This window comes from Parazoarcus communis, assembly GCF_003111645.1.
GTDB classification, from domain to species: Bacteria; Pseudomonadota; Gammaproteobacteria; order Burkholderiales; family Rhodocyclaceae; genus Parazoarcus; species Parazoarcus communis_A.
In genome coordinates this window covers 682,328-698,470 of record NZ_CP022187.1, presented here as the reverse complement: position 1 = coordinate 698,470, position 16,143 = coordinate 682,328, and the positions used below count along the sequence as shown (strand labels likewise).

Below are 16,143 nucleotides of genomic sequence, written 5' to 3'. Positions count from 1 at the left end.
ATGTTGTATCAGGTTGCCGCACGCACGCGGCAGAGGTGCAGCTTCAGATTACTCTGATGCGACACCGGATCGAGCGCCCCCTCGGTGAGCGCATTCACCGAGTCCGCGGGATGGAAGGGCTGCGTTCTGTCCCAGCCGATTGGCACAAACACTGCGTCGGGACGGATGCCCGGCGTGATCCAGGCCCGCGCCTCGATCGTCCCGCGCGGGGTTTCGACACAGACCCGCCCCCCATCCCTGACGCCGATCCGGCTGGCTTTGTCGGGGTGCAACTGGCAGTACAGGTCCGGCCACATCTCCTGGGCTTGCCAGAAGTAATGCGTCCACGAATGAAAATGGGGTGCGGTGGGTCGTCCGGTCACCAGTTCGGTATCGAACCCCTGTGCACGCAGCTTCGCGCCGGGCGAGTCTGAAGTCGCCGCGGTCCAGACCGCGCCTTCAACCACTGCGCGACTATGGAAGAACGGTGAAACCTGCATCTCCGCCTTCTCGCCGTGCGGCGCGAGATGGGGCAAGTCGATGAGTTGCTCCGCCTCCGTATAGAAAACCGGCAATGCCGACAAGCCGATCGCAAGAAACCTCTCCTCAAGCGCCTCGTTCCAGAATTCCAGCTTCCCGCTTGCGGTGGGAAACCGTCGTCCGTCAGTGCAGCCGAACGCTGTCGTGCCTTCGAGATACAAGGTACCTTGCTCAGGGTCATCCTCATGCGCCACCGGTGTGCGTACCCAGCGGTATGGGGTCGACTTCAGGCGTGCCATGGTGACGCCATTGAGATCGGGCGTCGCGCGGCAGAAAACCTCGTCCCAGAACACGCTCGGATTCTTGTACTCGTCCTTGAGCACGTCCTCGAAACCGAAGCGCTTCCCGAGCTCGATCCAGATCCAGTGATCCGAGCGCGCCTCCCCCGGCGGGTCGATGATCCTGTCGTTCCAGACAATGCGGCGATCCTCGGCAAGGCGACTGATGCCACCCTTCTCGATACCGCTCGCCGCTGGCAGCACATAGTCGGCCAGTGCAGACGTCTCGTTCCTGAACAATTCGACATGTACCAGGAGGTCGAGGCTCTTCAAGGCGTCTTCCACTGCAGATCCGCCCGGCCACTGTGCTGCCGGATTATTGCCGGTGATCAGCGCCCTGATGGGGTAAGGACTGCCCTTGCGCATGCCATCGAGCCACGCCACCGGACTGCGGCCCACTGCCGACCTCGTGATCGGCGCGCGCCGTGCCTCGGGCACGGGCACCATCACCCAGTCAGGCTCGGAAGCCACGTTGAAGTAGCCCCCGCCGCGACGCCCCCAGTTGCCGGTCATCGCGGCAAGGAACATGAGCACCCGGTTGGTCTGCACCGAGTTGCTGTGCTGGTTGACACCGCGACTGGCAAAGATCATGCAACCGTCGGCGCTCGCAATGGCGGTCGCCAGTGTGCGGATGGTCGTGACATCGAGATCGGTGATGCTTGCGGCCCACTCTGCGGAGTAGCCCTGCGCATTGACGAAATCGCGCCAGATCCTCCACCCCTGCACCCAATCCTCGCAGAACGCCTGGTCGTGCTGCCCGGTGGCAAAGATCTCGTGGATCAGACCCAGCGCCAGCGCCATGTCGGTACCCGGACGGATCGCCAGCCACTCATCAGCCTTGCTCGCTGTGGCAGTAAGGCGAGGGTCGATGACAACCATGCGGGCACCACTGGTGAGGCGCCAGTCATTCACCATGCCGAAGTTGACCGGCCGGGTCTCTGCCTGATTGTCGCCAAAGTAGACGAAGAGACGCGCGCTGCCGATGTCATCCTCGGTGTAGATGTTGCCGACACTGGTCGAACCCAGCGTGAGTTCCAGCGCGACGACTTTGCCCGCATCGCAGAAGGGCTCGGTGGTCAGCACGTTTGGCGTGCCCCAGAGCTGGGAAAAGAGCCGTGTGTAACCCATGATGTTGAGCACGCCGGTGCGGGTACCCATGTGGATTGCCAAGGCCTCGCCGCCGTGCTCGGTCCGCACCGCCATCAGGCGCTGCGCGATTTCGTCGAGGGCTTGCTCCCAGCTGATCTCCTCGAAGCGTCCGCTGCCCCGCTCGCCAACCCGCTTCAAGGGTCGCGTCAGGCGGGCTGGATGTTTGTAGAGCTGCAGGGTCATCTGCGACTTGGGACAGATCCGGCCCTGAAACACCGGATCTTCATCGTTGCCGAGAATATTCACCACCTCGCCATCGCGCAGATGGAACTTCAGGGTGCAGCCGTTAAAGCAAATGTGGCAGCCGCCCGGCTTGACCTCATCGGCTGGCGCCGACTTGTCCAGCCGATATGGCGCTTGCGTGTGCGCCGCAGTCAAGCGCTGCCGGGTCGATTGATCCGTGAGCAATGCAGGCGCACGCGCATGTGCAAGGCGGTCGGGCGACGCTGTGCCGGCAACCTGCTTGCGGTCGAGATACAGGGTTGCAGGCCCCTGCAGAAAATGGTCATGGTCGCGCACCGGCTTTCCGGCAAGCTCCGCCCGTGCGACCAGCGAATCGCGCTCGCCAAACGTAATCGCACGCGTCGGGCACACGCTGGCACACGCCGGCCCCTCTCCGCGCGCGCGCCGCGGCGCACACAGATCGCACTTCACCGCGTGGTGATCGACCGGGTCGTAGCCCATCGCACCATAGGGACAGGCCAGTACGCATTCGCCACACCCGGTGCAGCGAGAGGTATCGACGCTGACCACCCCGGTTACCGGATCGCGCGAGAGCGCTTTGGGCGACACCGGGCAGGCACGCACGCAGGCAGGACGCTCGCACTGCTGACACGTGACGGTGAGAAAATCGAGCGCAGGCACCTCGGGGGCGCCCAGCCACATCACCTTGTTGCGGTATTCGTGCGGCCCCAGGCCGTTGACCTGCTTGCAGGCGGCCTCGCAGCTCCTGCAACCGGTACAGCGCTCCAGATCGATGCTCAAGGCAAGACGGGCCATGCTCATGCCCCCCACGCGGCGAGATGCCACCAGTAGATCGCCCTGCCACCGGCCGCATAAGCGGCGAAGAACGTGACAACCACCACATGCAGAATCAGGCCGGAAACAAAGGCAATGGCGGCAGCAATGTGAACACGACGCCACAAGGACAGCACCGTGCCTGCCCGCCGGCGCGCCCCGACGAGACGCGACTCTGCTGCGACCAGCCTTGCATATTTCAGGGTCAGCCGCGGATGCCGCAGCGCATGACGCAGATTGGGCGAGAACACGCTCTCGCTGGCAGCCGGATCAAGGGTCGCGAGAAGTGCGCGCTTACGCTCGATCACGGCGGCAAGCGCCGCTCTGTCGACGCCATCGACGCGCAGGAAGCTCGACGCACGCGAGCCGAACTGCTGCGAGAAACGGGCAGACAGAAAGATGCGCGCCAGCGTCCCCTGAAGCACGAGGAAGAACAGCAGTCCGAGCACTGCACCCGGCGGCGACAGCAGGCTGCCACCCAGCCCATGGAAACAGATCAGAGCCAGTCCCGCCGAACTCGCAAGCACGTGGGCGACAAACCACGCCGGCGGACAAGCGCTCAGCCCCCCGCGCTTGGTGACCGAGAACAGAACCGGCACGAACAGGAGCACAGCGCCGAGGATCGCCGCAGTCTGGCGCGGCGGGCTGCCGGCAAGCCGTCCGCTCCCGAACGGCATCGAACCGAGCATGATGGCCAGCAACGTCAGCACCGCCACCAGCAGGCCCAGCAAGAATGGCCTGCCGAGGCGAGGCACATCCGCTGACTGACTCTGATGCGCCATCGAAGGCGGCGATCGCCCGGGATCGGTCCCGGCTGTCTTGAGTTGCATGCTTGTCCGGAGTTGCGAAAGGGTGGAGGAGTGTTACGCCAGAATGCCGCCGACTACGATGCAGGGCGGACGTCCTGGCACCTTTGGCTGTGTGCCGAGCTTAGCTGGACGCCGCAAGCCCGCAGTAGAGCCAGTTCCGGGAATTCACTTGGACCAGCACCTGACACTCAAATGCGGCATGCGATCAGCGCCGATGACGCCCGCCGATGAGCTGAACGATTTCGTAGAACAGATTGTTGTCCAGCGCCTGGCTCATGTCGGTTGCCAGGCAGCGTCGGTAGAACGGGCTCAGATCAAGCCCTACACCGAGCCCCAGAATCTCCACCGCACCCTGCTGTTCGCGGCGTGCGACGACATCCTTCAGATGGTTGTCGAGATAGAAATCATCATTGGCACGCCCGGTCGCGCTGTCGGCCGGACAACCGTCGGAGATCACGATCAGGATGCGCCGTGCCTCGTCGCGCGCGAGCATGCGGTTGCAGGCCCAGTCCACCGCCTCGCCATCGATGCCCTCACGAAAGAGATCGGGCTTGAGCAGCGCCATCATGTCCACCCGCGAACGCCGCCAGTTGCGTTCCGCCTCCTTGAACACCATGTGAGTGACTTCGTTGAGGCGCCCGGGGTTGGCCGGCCGCCCATGGCTCATCCACTCCTTGACCGCACGCCCGCCGTTCCACGCACCGGTGGTGAAACCCAGCAATTCGGTCGTCACGCCGACCATTTCAAGCGCACGGATCAGCAGGTCGATCATTGCCGCCACCGGCTCGGCGTGCGTCTTCATCGACCCGGAGCAATCCACGAGGAAGCTAACGATGCAGTCCGCCGCGGGCTTGTACTGATCCTGCCGGAACAGCCGCCGTTCAGCCGGCGAACTGATCAACTGCGACAGACGCGCGCCGTCGATCGTGCCCTCTTCCTGACCGAACAGCCAGCCGTCGCGCTGGGGCTGTGCAAGGATCGCACCGAGCATGCGCGCCAGGCGCGGCAGATTCACGCCCTGTTCGGCGATGCGCTTGTCCACCCGTTCGCGGTACTCGCGCAGCAGCGCCTTGCGTACCAGCGTGCCGGCGGCAACCTCGGTATCGAAGCGCGTTGTGTAGACGCGATAGGCCTGCTCCGCGTCACCGAACACCTTCGACTCGCCCGTAGTCGCTGAGGCGATGTTGTCGCCGTCGCCCTCGTCCTGGTCGAAATCGAGCAGAAGGGCGAAGCGGCTCTTGGCTTCCTCCTCGTCATCCGGGTCGGCCTCGTCGGCTTCGGCGCCAGCCTCGGCCATGTCGGCGCGCATGGTTTCACCCACCACTCGCGCGGCTTCCAGCGCGTGCGCGGCAAAGGCGCGCTGGTCGCCGCGGTTGCGGCGCATGCCCGCCAGCGGCGTGCCAAGCGTGCTCACCAGCGAGGCGCGCGTGCCTTCGATGTAGTCCTCGGTTTCCTCCAGCACCGGTCTGGCGTTGAGGCGCGACCACACCATCTGCACCACGGTGTACAGCAGGATGCCGAGGCGGCCTTCGGTGAGCCCTTCGCGGTAAAAGGTGCGCGACCAGTCTTCGAAGCGCCGATGCAGGTTGGCCGCCATGCCCGGCATATCCGCCGGCACATGGGTTTCCACCCGCAGCTGCTCAAGCCATTCAAAGACCAGGCGCTCGATTCCGCCCGTCGGACACAGGCTGCGATGCAGCGCGGGGTCGGAATGCAGCAGGCGCAGCGCCATGCCATCGGCGGCCGCACGGCAGTCGGCGAAGTCATCCAGATCGGGATCGACGCGCAGATGCGGCGCATGCATCGGCAACGGCCGCGTGCCTTGGTGCAATCGCCGGCCGCGGTAATGCAGCGCCGGATCGCCGGTCATTGCACGCAGCGTGGCTGCGCACAACTCCTCGACCTTCTGCTGCCGCCTGGCCCGTTGCTGGGCAGTCGCGTTCATTACGACTGCGCCTCGCGCATCCAGGACTCATCCAGCTCCTCGCCGAAGCAGCGCTGGTAGTACTCGGCCACGATCGGGCGCTCGGCCTCGTCGCACTTGTTGAGGAAGGACAGGCGAAAAGCCAGCGCAGGGTTGCGGAAAATCTCGCAGTTCTCCGCCCAGGTGATCACGGTGCGCGGCGACATCAGCGTCGACAGATCGCCCGCAGCAAAACCCTTGCGCGTGAGATCCGCCACCTGAACCATCTGCGCGATCAGCTTGCGCCCCTTGTCGTAGTTCTTCGACGGCACGCGGGCGAGCACGATCGCCACCTCCTCCTCATGCGGCAGGTAGTTGAGCGTGGCCACGATGTTCCAGCGGTCGATCTGCGCATGGTTGAGCACCTGGGTGCCGTGATACATGCCCGACAGGTTGCCCAGGCCGACGGTGTTCGAGGTGGCGAACAGGCGGAAATAGGGATGCGGGCGGATCACCCGGTTCTGATCGAGCAGGGTGAACTTGCCGTCGCGCTCGAGAATGCGCTGGATCACGAACATCACGTCCGGCCGGCCGGCGTCGTATTCATCGAAGATCATCGCCACCGGACGCTGCAAGGCCCACGGCACGATGCCTTCCTGAAACTCGGTGACCTGCAGTCCGTCGCGCACGACAATGGTGTCCTTGCCCACCAGGTCCAGACGGCTGATGTGGCCATCCAGGTTCACCCGCACGCAGGGCCAGTTCAGGCGTGCCGCCACCTGTTCGATGTGGGTGGATTTGCCGGTGCCGTGCAGCCCCTGCACCATCACCCTCCGGTCGCGATTGAAGCCGGCCAGAATGGCCAGGGTTACGTCGGGATTGAAGCGGTAGGCGCCGTCAATCTCGGGTACATGGTCGTCGCGCTCGTCGAAGGCCGGGACTTCAAGGTCCGAATCGATGCCGAACACTTCACGCACCGACACCATGCGGGCGGGGCGAATCTGGGTGATGTCTGTCACTGCTGTCTCTCCGGTTATCGTCGCCGCAAGCTGTGCGCGGCGCTGTTCATCTGCTGTCGAACCCCGGATCGATGTCGCCGGCGCCATGTTGTCTGGCGCCAGCGCCGCGGCGCCTGGTCCGACCCTTCGCTGGGTCTGCTGCACGCTCGCTGCCGCGAACGTGCGTCTTTACTCAAGGACGGGTCGTGAGGGCGCGGATGCGCCGCTCAGCCTTCCGCCCCGGCTTCGTTTCGTGCCTCCGGCATGGCATCGGCCTCGATCTTTGCCATGGCCTGTGCCGCCCGCTGCAAGGCCGGCAGCAGCTTGAGCACCTTGTCGTGGCTCAGCCGCATCACCGGCGCCTGGATCGCGATCCCCGTGTTCGAGCGCCCGTTCGGGTTCGGCACCAGCACCGCCAGACAGAACAGCCCCGGCAGGAACTCTTCGTCGTCAAACGCGTACCCGTCCCGGCTCACCCGCTCCACCTCCGCGTCGAGCGCCTCGAACGTGGTCAGCGTGCGTGCGGTGTATTTCTCCAGCGGCGTGTGTTCGAGCAGGCGTTTGCGCTGGCTCGGGCTCATCTGCCCCAGAAACAGCTTCCCGCTGGCCGAACAGTGCGCCGGCACCCTCGAGCCCGGGTGCAGGTAAAAGCGCAGCGGCGCCGGCGTCTCCACCCGGTCCAGGTACAGCACCTCGCTGCCCGACAGCGCGGTGAGGTTGCAGCTCTCGCCCACTTCATCGACCAGCTGGCGCAGCACCGCGCGCCGCGCACCATGCACCGTGTTGTTCAGCAGCAGCTGCTCGGCCATGCGCCGCAGCCGCATCCCCGTACTGTAGTGACGCCCGTCGCCGTCCCGTTGCAGCATCCCCGCACTCTCGAGCTGCTGCAGCATCCGGTGCAGCGTCGGCTTCGGGAGCCCCGTCTCTTCCACCAGCGATTGCAGCGAGAAGAACTGGTTCTTCTGCGCGATCACTTCGAGCAGCGCAAACAGGCGCAGCGTCGGCGTATCCCCGTCGATGCGGGCGATCTCCGGCTGCGTGGCGCTCTGATGCGAGGTGTGTGTGGTGTCGTTCATGGCCGTTCCATCATAGTTCAGTTTCTTTTTCCGATACAAGTCGTATCGTTTTTTGAAATTTGTCGTTGACTCCCATCTCTCACCAGCCTAAAGTTCGTCTCAATCTCACTTATCGGAACTATTCGTACCGGTTTCGATATAAAACCTTCCCTAACAGGAGACAGCGCATCATGAGCGATCAGAACAGCCAAGCCAACCGGTCCGTGCCCGTCGGCCCCACCCGCATGACCCCTTCCGAGGCCTTCGTCGAGACCCTGGTCTCGAACGGCGTGACCGACATGTTCGGCATCATGGGCTCGGCCTTCATGGATGCGATGGATATCTTCGCGCCGGCCGGCATCCGCCTGATCCCGGTGGTGCATGAGCAGGGCGCCGGCCACATGGCCGATGGCTTCTCCCGCGTCTCGGGTCGCCACGGCGTGGTGATCGGCCAGAACGGCCCCGGCATCTCCAACTGCGTGACCGCGATCGGCGCCGCCTTCTGGGCCCACAGCCCGGTGGTGATCGTGACCCCGGAGACGGGCACCATGGGCATGGGGCTGGGTGGTTTCCAGGAGTGCAACCAGCTGCCGATGTTCCAGGAGTTCACCAAGTACCAGGGCCACGTGACCCACCCGGCCCGCATGGCCGAGTACACCGGCCGCTGTTTCGATCGCGCCATGAGCGAGATGGGCCCGACCCAGCTGAACATTCCGCGTGACTATTTCTACGGTGACATTACCTGCGAGATTCCCAAGCCCGCCCGTCTGGACCGGGGCGCCGGTGGCGAGCAGTCGCTCGACGAGGCCGCAGCGCTGCTGGCCACGGCCAAGTTCCCGGTGATCATCTCCGGCGGTGGCGTGGTGATGGCCGATGCGGTCGAGGAGTGCAAGGCCCTGGCCGAGCGCCTGGGCGCACCGGTGGTCAATAGCTACCTGCACAACGATTCCTTCCCCGCGAGCCATCCGCTGTGGTGCGGCCCGCTGGGCTACCAGGGTTCGAAGGCGGCGATGAAGCTGATGGCGCAGGCCGACGTGGTGGTGGCGCTGGGTTCGCGTCTGGGCCCCTTCGGTACCCTGCCCCAGCACGGCATGGACTACTGGCCCAAGAACGCGAAGATCATCCAGATCGACGCCGACAACAAGATGCTGGGCCTGGTGAAGAAGATCTCGGTCGGGATCTGCGGCGATGCGAAGGCGGCCGCCGTGGCGCTGACCCGTCGTCTGGAAGGCAAGACCCTGGCGTGCGATGCCGACAAGGCTGCCCGTGCGCAGAAGATCGCCGACGAGAAGGCGGCGTGGGAGAAGGAGCTCGACGAGTGGACGCACGAGAAGGATGCCTTCAGCCTCGACATGATCGAGGAGAACGCGAAGGAGAAGACCTTCCAGGGTGGCGACTATCTGCATCCGCGTCAGGTGCTGCGTGAGCTCGAGAAGGCGATGCCCGAGGACGTGATGGTGTCGACCGACATCGGCAACATCAACTCGGTGGCCAACAGCTACCTGCGCTTCGAGAAGCCGCGCTCCTTCTTCGCGGCGATGAGCTTCGGCAACTGCGGTTACGCCTTCCCCACCATCATCGGTGCCAAGGTCGCCGCGCCCCATCGTCCGGCCGTGTCCTACGCCGGCGACGGTGCCTGGGGCATGAGCCTGATGGAGACCATGACCTGCGTGCGTCACAACATTCCGGTCACCGCGGTGGTGTTCCACAACCGTCAGTGGGGTGCGGAGAAGAAGAACCAGGTCGATTTCTACAACCGCCGCTTCGTCGCCGGTGAGCTCGACAACCAGTCCTTCGCCGAGATCGCCCGCGCCATGGGCGCCGAGGGCATCACCGTCGACAAGATCGAGGATGTCGGCCCCGCGCTGAAGAAGGCCATCGACATGCAGATGAACGAAGGCAAGACCACCATCATCGAGATCATGTGTACCCGTGAGCTCGGCGACCCCTTCCGCCGCGATGCACTGTCCAAGCCCGTGCGTCACCTCGACAAGTACAAGGACTACGTCTGAGACTGAACCAAGGCACGTCCCCACTCGGGGATGTGCCTGCAAGCCCCCGGCCACGCCGGGGCACCCAGACACGCGGACGGGGAAGGCCATGACCTTCACCCGCCAGACACACCTCCGGCCCCGACAGAGACCCGGACAAGGACACCATGAGCACATCCACAACTGCTGCGCAGCCAGGCATCTTCGCCGGCACGAAGAAAATGGTCCCCGGCGTGATGCTCTGCGCCGTCATCGCGGTCGCCGCCACCTTCGTCTCCGAGCACTACGGCGGGCCGCAGTTCCTCTACGCATTGCTGATCGGCATTGCCTTCCACTTTCTGTCGGACAACGACAAGTGCATCCCGGGCATCGAGTTCTCCGCCAAGAAACTGGTGCGCATCGGCGTCGCACTGCTGGGCGCACGCATCGTTGCCAGTGACGTCAGCGACCTCGGTCTTGCCGGTGTCGGTGCCCTCATCGGCGCCGTCGCGCTGACCATCGGTTTCGGTCTGCTGATGGCCCGCCTGCTGGGGCTGCCGAGCATGCTCGGCCTGCTCTCGGGCGGCGGCACCGGCATCTGCGGCATCTCGGCGACGATGGCCATCTCGTCCACGCTGCCCAATACCCGTGAGAACGAGCGCTACACTCTGCTCACCGCCATCGGTATCGCGATTTTCTCCACCGTGGCGATGGTGCTCTACCCGCTGATCGTCAAGAGCGCCGGCCTCAGTACGGCCGAAGCCGGTCTCTTCCTCGGCGGCTCGATCCACGACGTCGCCCAGGTGGTGGGTGCCGGCCTGATCATTTCCCCGGAAGTCGGTGATGCGGCAACGCTGGCCAAGATGTTCCGCGTCGCCATGCTGATGCCGGTGGTCGTGATCCTCGCCCTCACCTTCCATGCCGAGCGCAAGAAGAGCGAAACCCCGGGCGCAAAGACCCCGATCCTGCCGCTGTTCCTGGTCGTGTTCGCCGCACTGGCTGCCGCCAACAGCATGGGCTGGCTGCCGCACGAAGTGGTCGAGGTCAGCTCCGACATCTCGCGCTGGTGCCTGGTGATCTCGATTGCCGCACTCGGTGTAAAGACCTCGCTCGAAAAGCTTGCCGCCCTGGGCTGGAAGCCGATCGTGCTGATGTCCAGCGAGGCCATCTTCGTGGCCACCTACATGCTCAGCGTGGTGTATGTCTCACGCGCCTTCGGCGCCTGACACTGCATCGAAACCGCCCCATCCGCGACTGCCCCAACCCCGGCCCGACCGCAACGGAGAACCGCATGAACGCCAACGAAAAATTCATCGCCTCGAGCGCCCACGTCGACGCAGCCGCCATCGCGCCGCTGCCGAACTCGCGCAAGGTCTATGTTCAGGGTTCGCGCCCCGACATCCAGGTGCCCATGCGCGCCATCTCGCAGGCCGACACCCCGACCGGTTTTGGCGGCGAGCCCAACCCGGACATCTACGTCTACGACTGCTCCGGCCCCTACTCCGACCCTGCCGCCAAGATCGACATCCGCTCCGGGCTGCCCGCCCTGCGCGCCGGCTGGATCGAAGAGCGCGACGACACCGAGGTGCTGTCCGACCTGTCGTCCGAGTTCGGCCGCGTCCGCGCCGCCGACACCAAGCTCGACGAGTTGCGCTTCCCCGGCCTGCACCGCAAGCCGCGTCGCGCCAAGCCGGGTGCAAACGTGTCGCAGATGCACTACGCCCGCCGCGGCATCATCACGCCCGAGATGGAATACATTGCCATCCGCGAGAACCTCAACCGCAAGGCCTACATCGAATCGCTCAAGGCCGCGGGCCCCACCGGCAACAAGATGGCTGCGCTGCTCGGCCGTCAGCATCCGGGCCAGCACTTCGGCGCTTCGATCCCGGAAGAGATCACCCCCGAATTCGTGCGTGACGAGGTCGCCCGCGGCCGCGCCATCATCCCCAACAACATCAACCACCCCGAGTCCGAGCCGATGATCATCGGCCGCAACTTCCTGGTGAAGATCAACGCCAACATCGGCAACTCGGCGCTCGGCTCGTCCATCTCGGAAGAAGTCGACAAGATGACCTGGGCCATCCGCTGGGGCGGCGACACGGTGATGGACCTGTCCACGGGCAAGAACATCCACGAGACCCGCGAGTGGATCATTCGCAACTCGCCGGTGCCAATCGGCACCGTGCCCATCTACCAGGCGCTGGAAAAGGTCGACGGCAAGGCCGAGGACCTGACCTGGGAGATCTTCCGCGACACCCTCATCGAGCAGGCCGAACAGGGCGTGGACTACTTCACCATCCACGCCGGCGTGCTGCTGCGCTACATCCCGCTCACCGCCAACCGCATGACCGGCATCGTGTCCCGTGGCGGTTCGATCATGGCCAAGTGGTGCCTGGCGCATCACCAGGAGAGCTTCCTCTACACCCACTTCGAGGAAATCTGCGAAATCATGAAGGCCTACGACGTGGCCTTCAGCCTCGGCGACGGCCTGCGTCCGGGCTCGATCTACGACGCCAACGACGAAGCCCAGCTCGGCGAGCTCAAGACCCTGGGCGAGCTGACCCAGATCGCGTGGAAGCACGACGTGCAGGTGATGATCGAAGGCCCCGGCCATGTGCCAATGCACATGATCAAGGAAAACATGGACCTGCAGCTCGAGCAGTGCCATGAAGCCCCCTTCTACACCCTCGGACCGCTCACCACCGACATCGCCCCCGGCTACGACCACATCACCAGCGGCATCGGTGCGGCCACCATCGGCTGGTACGGCACCGCGATGCTGTGCTACGTGACGCCCAAGGAGCACCTCGGCCTGCCCAACAAGCAGGACGTGAAGGAAGGCATCATCACCTACAAGCTCGCCGCCCACGCCGCCGACCTCGCCAAGGGTCATCCGGGTTCGCAGATCCGTGACAACGCATTGAGCAAGGCGCGTTACGAGTTCCGCTGGGACGACCAGTTCAACATCGGCCTCGACCCCGACAAGGCGCGCGAATTCCACGATGAGACCCTGCCCAAGGAATCGGCCAAGGTCGCGCACTTCTGCTCGATGTGTGGCCCCCACTTCTGCTCGATGAAGATCACTCAGGACGTGCGTGATTACGCAGCCCAACTGGGCGTGGCCGAAAGCGAAGCGGTGCAGAAGGGCATGGAAGTGAAAGCCGTCGAGTTCGTGAAGAGCGGCGCCGAGATCTATCGCAAGGTGTGACATGCCCCTGATCCAGATCGAACTCAATGGCAAGTCGCGCCCCGCTGCCACCACGCAGAGCCTGGAAGACCTGATCGCCTCGCTCGACCTCGCAGGGAAGAGCCTGGCGGTGTCGATCAACCGCGAGGTGGTCAAGCGTGCCGAGTGGCCCAATCGTCACCTGCAGGCCGACGACAGAATCGAAATCGTTCACGCCATCGGCGGTGGCTGAACACGAGGAGACAAACATGCAGCTCAATGACCTGCCCACGGCCAACGAAGCCGGCAACACCGAAAGCAACACCGACCACCAGCTCACCATCGCCGGCAAGACCTATGGGTCGCGCCTGCTGGTGGGCACCGGCAAGTACAGGGACTTTGACGAAACCCGCGCCGCAGTGGATGCCAGCGGCACGTCCATCGTCACCGTGACCATCCGCCGGGTGAACATCGGCCAGCACCAGCACGAACCCAATCTGCTGGACGCGGTGCCGCCCTCGCAATTCACCATCCTGCCCAACACCGGGGGCTGCTTCAACGCCAAGGACGCGGTCTATACGCTGCAGATGGCGCGCGAACTGTTGGGTGGGCACTCGCTGGTGAAACTGGAGGTGCTCGGCGACGAGAAGACCCTGTTCCCCAACATGCCCGAAACCCTGAAGGCAGCCGAAACGCTGATCAAGGACGGCTTCGACGTGATGGTCTACTGCAGCGACGACCCGATCCAGGCAAAGATGCTCGAAGACATGGGCTGCGTGGCGATCATGCCGCTGGCCTCGCTGATCGGCTCGGGCATGGGCATCCTGAATCCGTGGAACCTGTCGCTGATCATCGAGCAGACCAAGGTGCCGGTGATCGTCGATGCGGGTGTCGGCACCGCGTCGGATGCGGCCATCGCGCTCGAACTCGGCTGCGACGGCGTGCTGATGAACACCGCGATCGCCAAGGCGCAGGACCCGATCCGGATGGCGCTGGCCATGCGCGACGCCGTGCGTGCCGGGCGCAACGCCTATCTCGCCGGGCGCATGCCGAAACGCTTCTCCGCCTCTCCGTCCTCCCCGATGGCCGGTCTGATGGCCTGATTGCATGGCGGGGGCGCAAGTCCCCCGCCATCAACGTTTTCGGCAATATCCTGCCGGCGCCTGGGACGGGATAATCCTCATCCCAGTCATGACCCCGACCAAGAACCCATGAGCATTCGCCCCACCTCCGCGATGTGGAAGCAGTTCATGCAGCGCGAAGCCAACAGCGCGATGAGCCTGCAGGGCCAGATTCGTCAGATGCTGGTCGCGACCATTCTCGACGGCCAGATTCCACTCGACGAGCCGATTCCCTCCAGCCGCGAACTGTCTTCGCACATCGGCGTTGCGCGCAACACCGTGGTCATCGCCTATCAGCAACTGGTCGACGAGGGCTACCTGCTGTCGCTGGAGCGCAAGGGCCATTTCGTCAACCCCGCCATCCTCGAAGGGCGTGCGGGGAAGACCGACCTCACGCCGATCGCAAGCCCTGCCGGTGCGCCCGACTGGAGCCGTCGCTTCCGCTTCCAGCCCTCCACCCAGCGCAACATCTGCAAGCGGGCGGACTGGCAGACCTACCCCTACCCCTTTGTCTACGGTCAGTTCGACCCCACCCTGTTCCCCACCGCCGACTGGCGCGAGTGCTGCATGAAAACGCTCAGCGTGCTCGAGATCAGCGAATGGGCGCAGGACATGATACTGCGCGACGACGAATCCCTCGTGCGCCAGATCCGTACCAGGGTGTTGCCGCGACGCGGGGTACGGGCGTCGGACGACGAGATCGTGATCACCGTCGGCACCCAGCAGGCGCTGTATCTGCTGGCCGATCTGCTGACCAGCAGTGACACGCCGGTCGGCATGGAAGACCCCGGCTACCCCGACGCGCGCAACATTTTCAGCAGCCGCACAAAGCGCATGGAAAGCCTTGCAATAGATGAGCAGGGCCTGATTATTGACGACCGGCTCAAGCGCTGCGATTACGTCTATGTCACGCCCAGCCACCAGTGTCCGACCACGGTCACCATGCCGCTCGAACGTCGCGAGGCCTTGCTGAAGATGGCCGAGGAAGCAGACTTCATCGTCATCGAAGACGACTACGACAGCGAGAACCCGTTTGAAGGCGAACCCCTGCCCGCGCTCAAGAGCCTGGACCGCAACAACCGCGTGATCTACATCGGCAGTCTGTCCAAGAGCCTCGCGCCGGGCATGCGCCTGGGATACGTGGTCGGCCCGGCCGAGCTCATCCGCGAACTGCGCGGTGTGCGGCGGCTGAACCTTCGTCACCCTGCGGCTTACATGCAGCGCGCGTTCGCGATCTTTCTCTCGCTCGGTCACCACGACTCGCTGCTGCGCAGGCTCTCGACGGCGCACAACGAACGGGCATGCGCACTGACGGCGGCACTGGCGAGCCATCTTCCGGCTTTTCGCCATGTGCCGATCTCGGGTGGTTCGTCGTGCTGGGTGGAAGGCCCTCCCTGGCTCGATGCCAATGTACTCGCAGAGCAGGCCCTCGAACACGGCATCCTGATCGAGACCGGCAGCGTATTCTTCATGTCCGAACCGCCCCCGAGAAACTACTTCCGCCTCGGCTTCTCCTCGATTCCGGTCGAGCACATCGACGCTGGCATCAAATGCCTGGCCGGCGTTGTCGCAAATCTGCAAACTTCAGAATAATTTCCATATTCTTCAAAGCCTTATCTGGACCAAACGATTCACCCCAACTGGTCCTACGTCGTCCTCCGCAAGGGCCTTAACCTGTACCCACGTTGTCGATGGCCAGAGACACCGTTCTCGGCCACCGGCGCAACAGACAAGCCCAGCACCATCACGGAGAGAGAACATGACCCAACCCACCACTGCCCTTCTGGAAGCCTTCGGCGACGCCTGGAACCGTCACGACATCGACGCCCTGATGAGCTTCATGGCCGATGACTGCTCCTTCCACGCGGTCGGCGGCCCCGACCTGCTCGGCCGCAGTTTCGTTGGCCGCGAGGCAGTGCGCGAAGGCTTCATGCTGGCCTGGCAGACCTTCCCCGACGCGGCGTGGCTCGACGGCGACCACTTCGTCGATGGCAATCGCGGTGTGAGCGAAACCACCTTCGTCGGCACCAAGGCCGACGGCACCCGCATCGAAGCACGCATGGTCGATATCTTCACGTTCCGTGACGGCAAGATCGCGGTCAAGAATGCATTCCGCAAGGATCGTCCGCCAGTATCCGTAGCCTGAGCGCGGATTCAC

At 64.3% G+C, this 16,143-nt stretch carries 12 protein-coding genes; 7 read left to right on the top strand and 5 right to left on the bottom strand.

Annotated elements, in window-relative coordinates:
• Nucleotides 1–8: 8 nt before the first annotated feature.
• The 5 genes from CEW83_RS03255 to CEW83_RS03235 form a co-directional block, all read right to left on the bottom strand.
• Complete coding sequence (locus tag CEW83_RS03255) at nucleotides 9–2,951, bottom strand: molybdopterin-dependent oxidoreductase (protein WP_199915193.1); 2,943 nt, start codon at nucleotides 2,949–2,951, stop codon at nucleotides 9–11.
• On the bottom strand, nucleotides 2,948–3,793 hold the full coding sequence (locus CEW83_RS03250; RefSeq protein ID WP_159099374.1) for a hypothetical protein: 846 nt from the start codon (nucleotides 3,791–3,793) through the stop codon (nucleotides 2,948–2,950). The genes CEW83_RS03255 and CEW83_RS03250 overlap by 4 nt, the downstream gene beginning before the upstream one ends.
• 184 nt (nucleotides 3,794–3,977) lie before the next feature.
• On the bottom strand, nucleotides 3,978–5,717 hold the full coding sequence (locus CEW83_RS03245; protein WP_108948066.1) for a cobaltochelatase CobT-related protein: 1,740 nt from the start codon (nucleotides 5,715–5,717) through the stop codon (nucleotides 3,978–3,980).
• Complete coding sequence (locus tag CEW83_RS03240; RefSeq protein ID WP_108948065.1) at nucleotides 5,717–6,694, bottom strand: AAA family ATPase; 978 nt, start codon at nucleotides 6,692–6,694, stop codon at nucleotides 5,717–5,719. The genes CEW83_RS03245 and CEW83_RS03240 overlap by 1 nt, the downstream gene beginning before the upstream one ends.
• Before the next feature lie 206 nt (nucleotides 6,695–6,900).
• Nucleotides 6,901–7,749 (bottom strand): IclR family transcriptional regulator, encoded by an 849-nt coding sequence (locus tag CEW83_RS03235; protein ID WP_108948064.1) that lies wholly within the window; start codon nucleotides 7,747–7,749, stop codon nucleotides 6,901–6,903.
• A 170-nt stretch (nucleotides 7,750–7,919) separates the two neighbouring features.
• Here CEW83_RS03235 and xsc point away from each other — a divergent pair, with 170 nt between their 5' ends.
• The 7 genes from xsc (at nucleotide 7,920) to CEW83_RS03200 (ending at nucleotide 16,131) form a co-directional block, all read left to right on the top strand.
• The gene (xsc, locus tag CEW83_RS03230) at nucleotides 7,920–9,740 is read left to right on the top strand and encodes a sulfoacetaldehyde acetyltransferase (RefSeq protein WP_108948063.1); all 1,821 of its coding nucleotides are present in this window, start codon (nucleotides 7,920–7,922) and stop codon (nucleotides 9,738–9,740) included.
• Nucleotides 9,741–9,886: 146 nt separating this feature from the next.
• On the top strand, nucleotides 9,887–10,924 hold the full coding sequence (locus CEW83_RS03225) for a YeiH family protein (RefSeq protein ID WP_108948062.1): 1,038 nt from the start codon (nucleotides 9,887–9,889) through the stop codon (nucleotides 10,922–10,924).
• Between the two features lie 65 nt (nucleotides 10,925–10,989).
• Nucleotides 10,990–12,906 carry a phosphomethylpyrimidine synthase ThiC gene (gene thiC / locus CEW83_RS03220; protein ID WP_108948061.1) on the top strand — a complete coding sequence of 639 codons (1,917 nt, stop codon included), beginning with the start codon at nucleotides 10,990–10,992 and terminating at the stop codon, nucleotides 12,904–12,906.
• Between the two features lies 1 nt (nucleotide 12,907).
• Nucleotides 12,908–13,117, top strand: coding sequence for a sulfur carrier protein ThiS (gene thiS / locus CEW83_RS03215; protein WP_108948060.1), 210 nt, complete (start codon nucleotides 12,908–12,910; stop codon nucleotides 13,115–13,117).
• 16 nt (nucleotides 13,118–13,133) lie between these two features.
• Entirely contained in the window at nucleotides 13,134–13,967 is an 834-nt protein-coding gene (locus CEW83_RS03210) for a thiazole synthase (protein ID WP_108951163.1), read from the top strand.
• Between the two features lie 108 nt (nucleotides 13,968–14,075).
• Nucleotides 14,076–15,578 carry a PLP-dependent aminotransferase family protein gene (locus CEW83_RS03205; RefSeq protein ID WP_108948059.1) on the top strand — a complete coding sequence of 501 codons (1,503 nt, stop codon included), beginning with the start codon at nucleotides 14,076–14,078 and terminating at the stop codon, nucleotides 15,576–15,578.
• Nucleotides 15,579–15,744: 166 nt separating this feature from the next.
• Entirely contained in the window at nucleotides 15,745–16,131 is a 387-nt protein-coding gene (locus tag CEW83_RS03200) for a nuclear transport factor 2 family protein (protein WP_108948058.1), read from the top strand.
• Nucleotides 16,132–16,143: the final 12 nt, after the last annotated feature.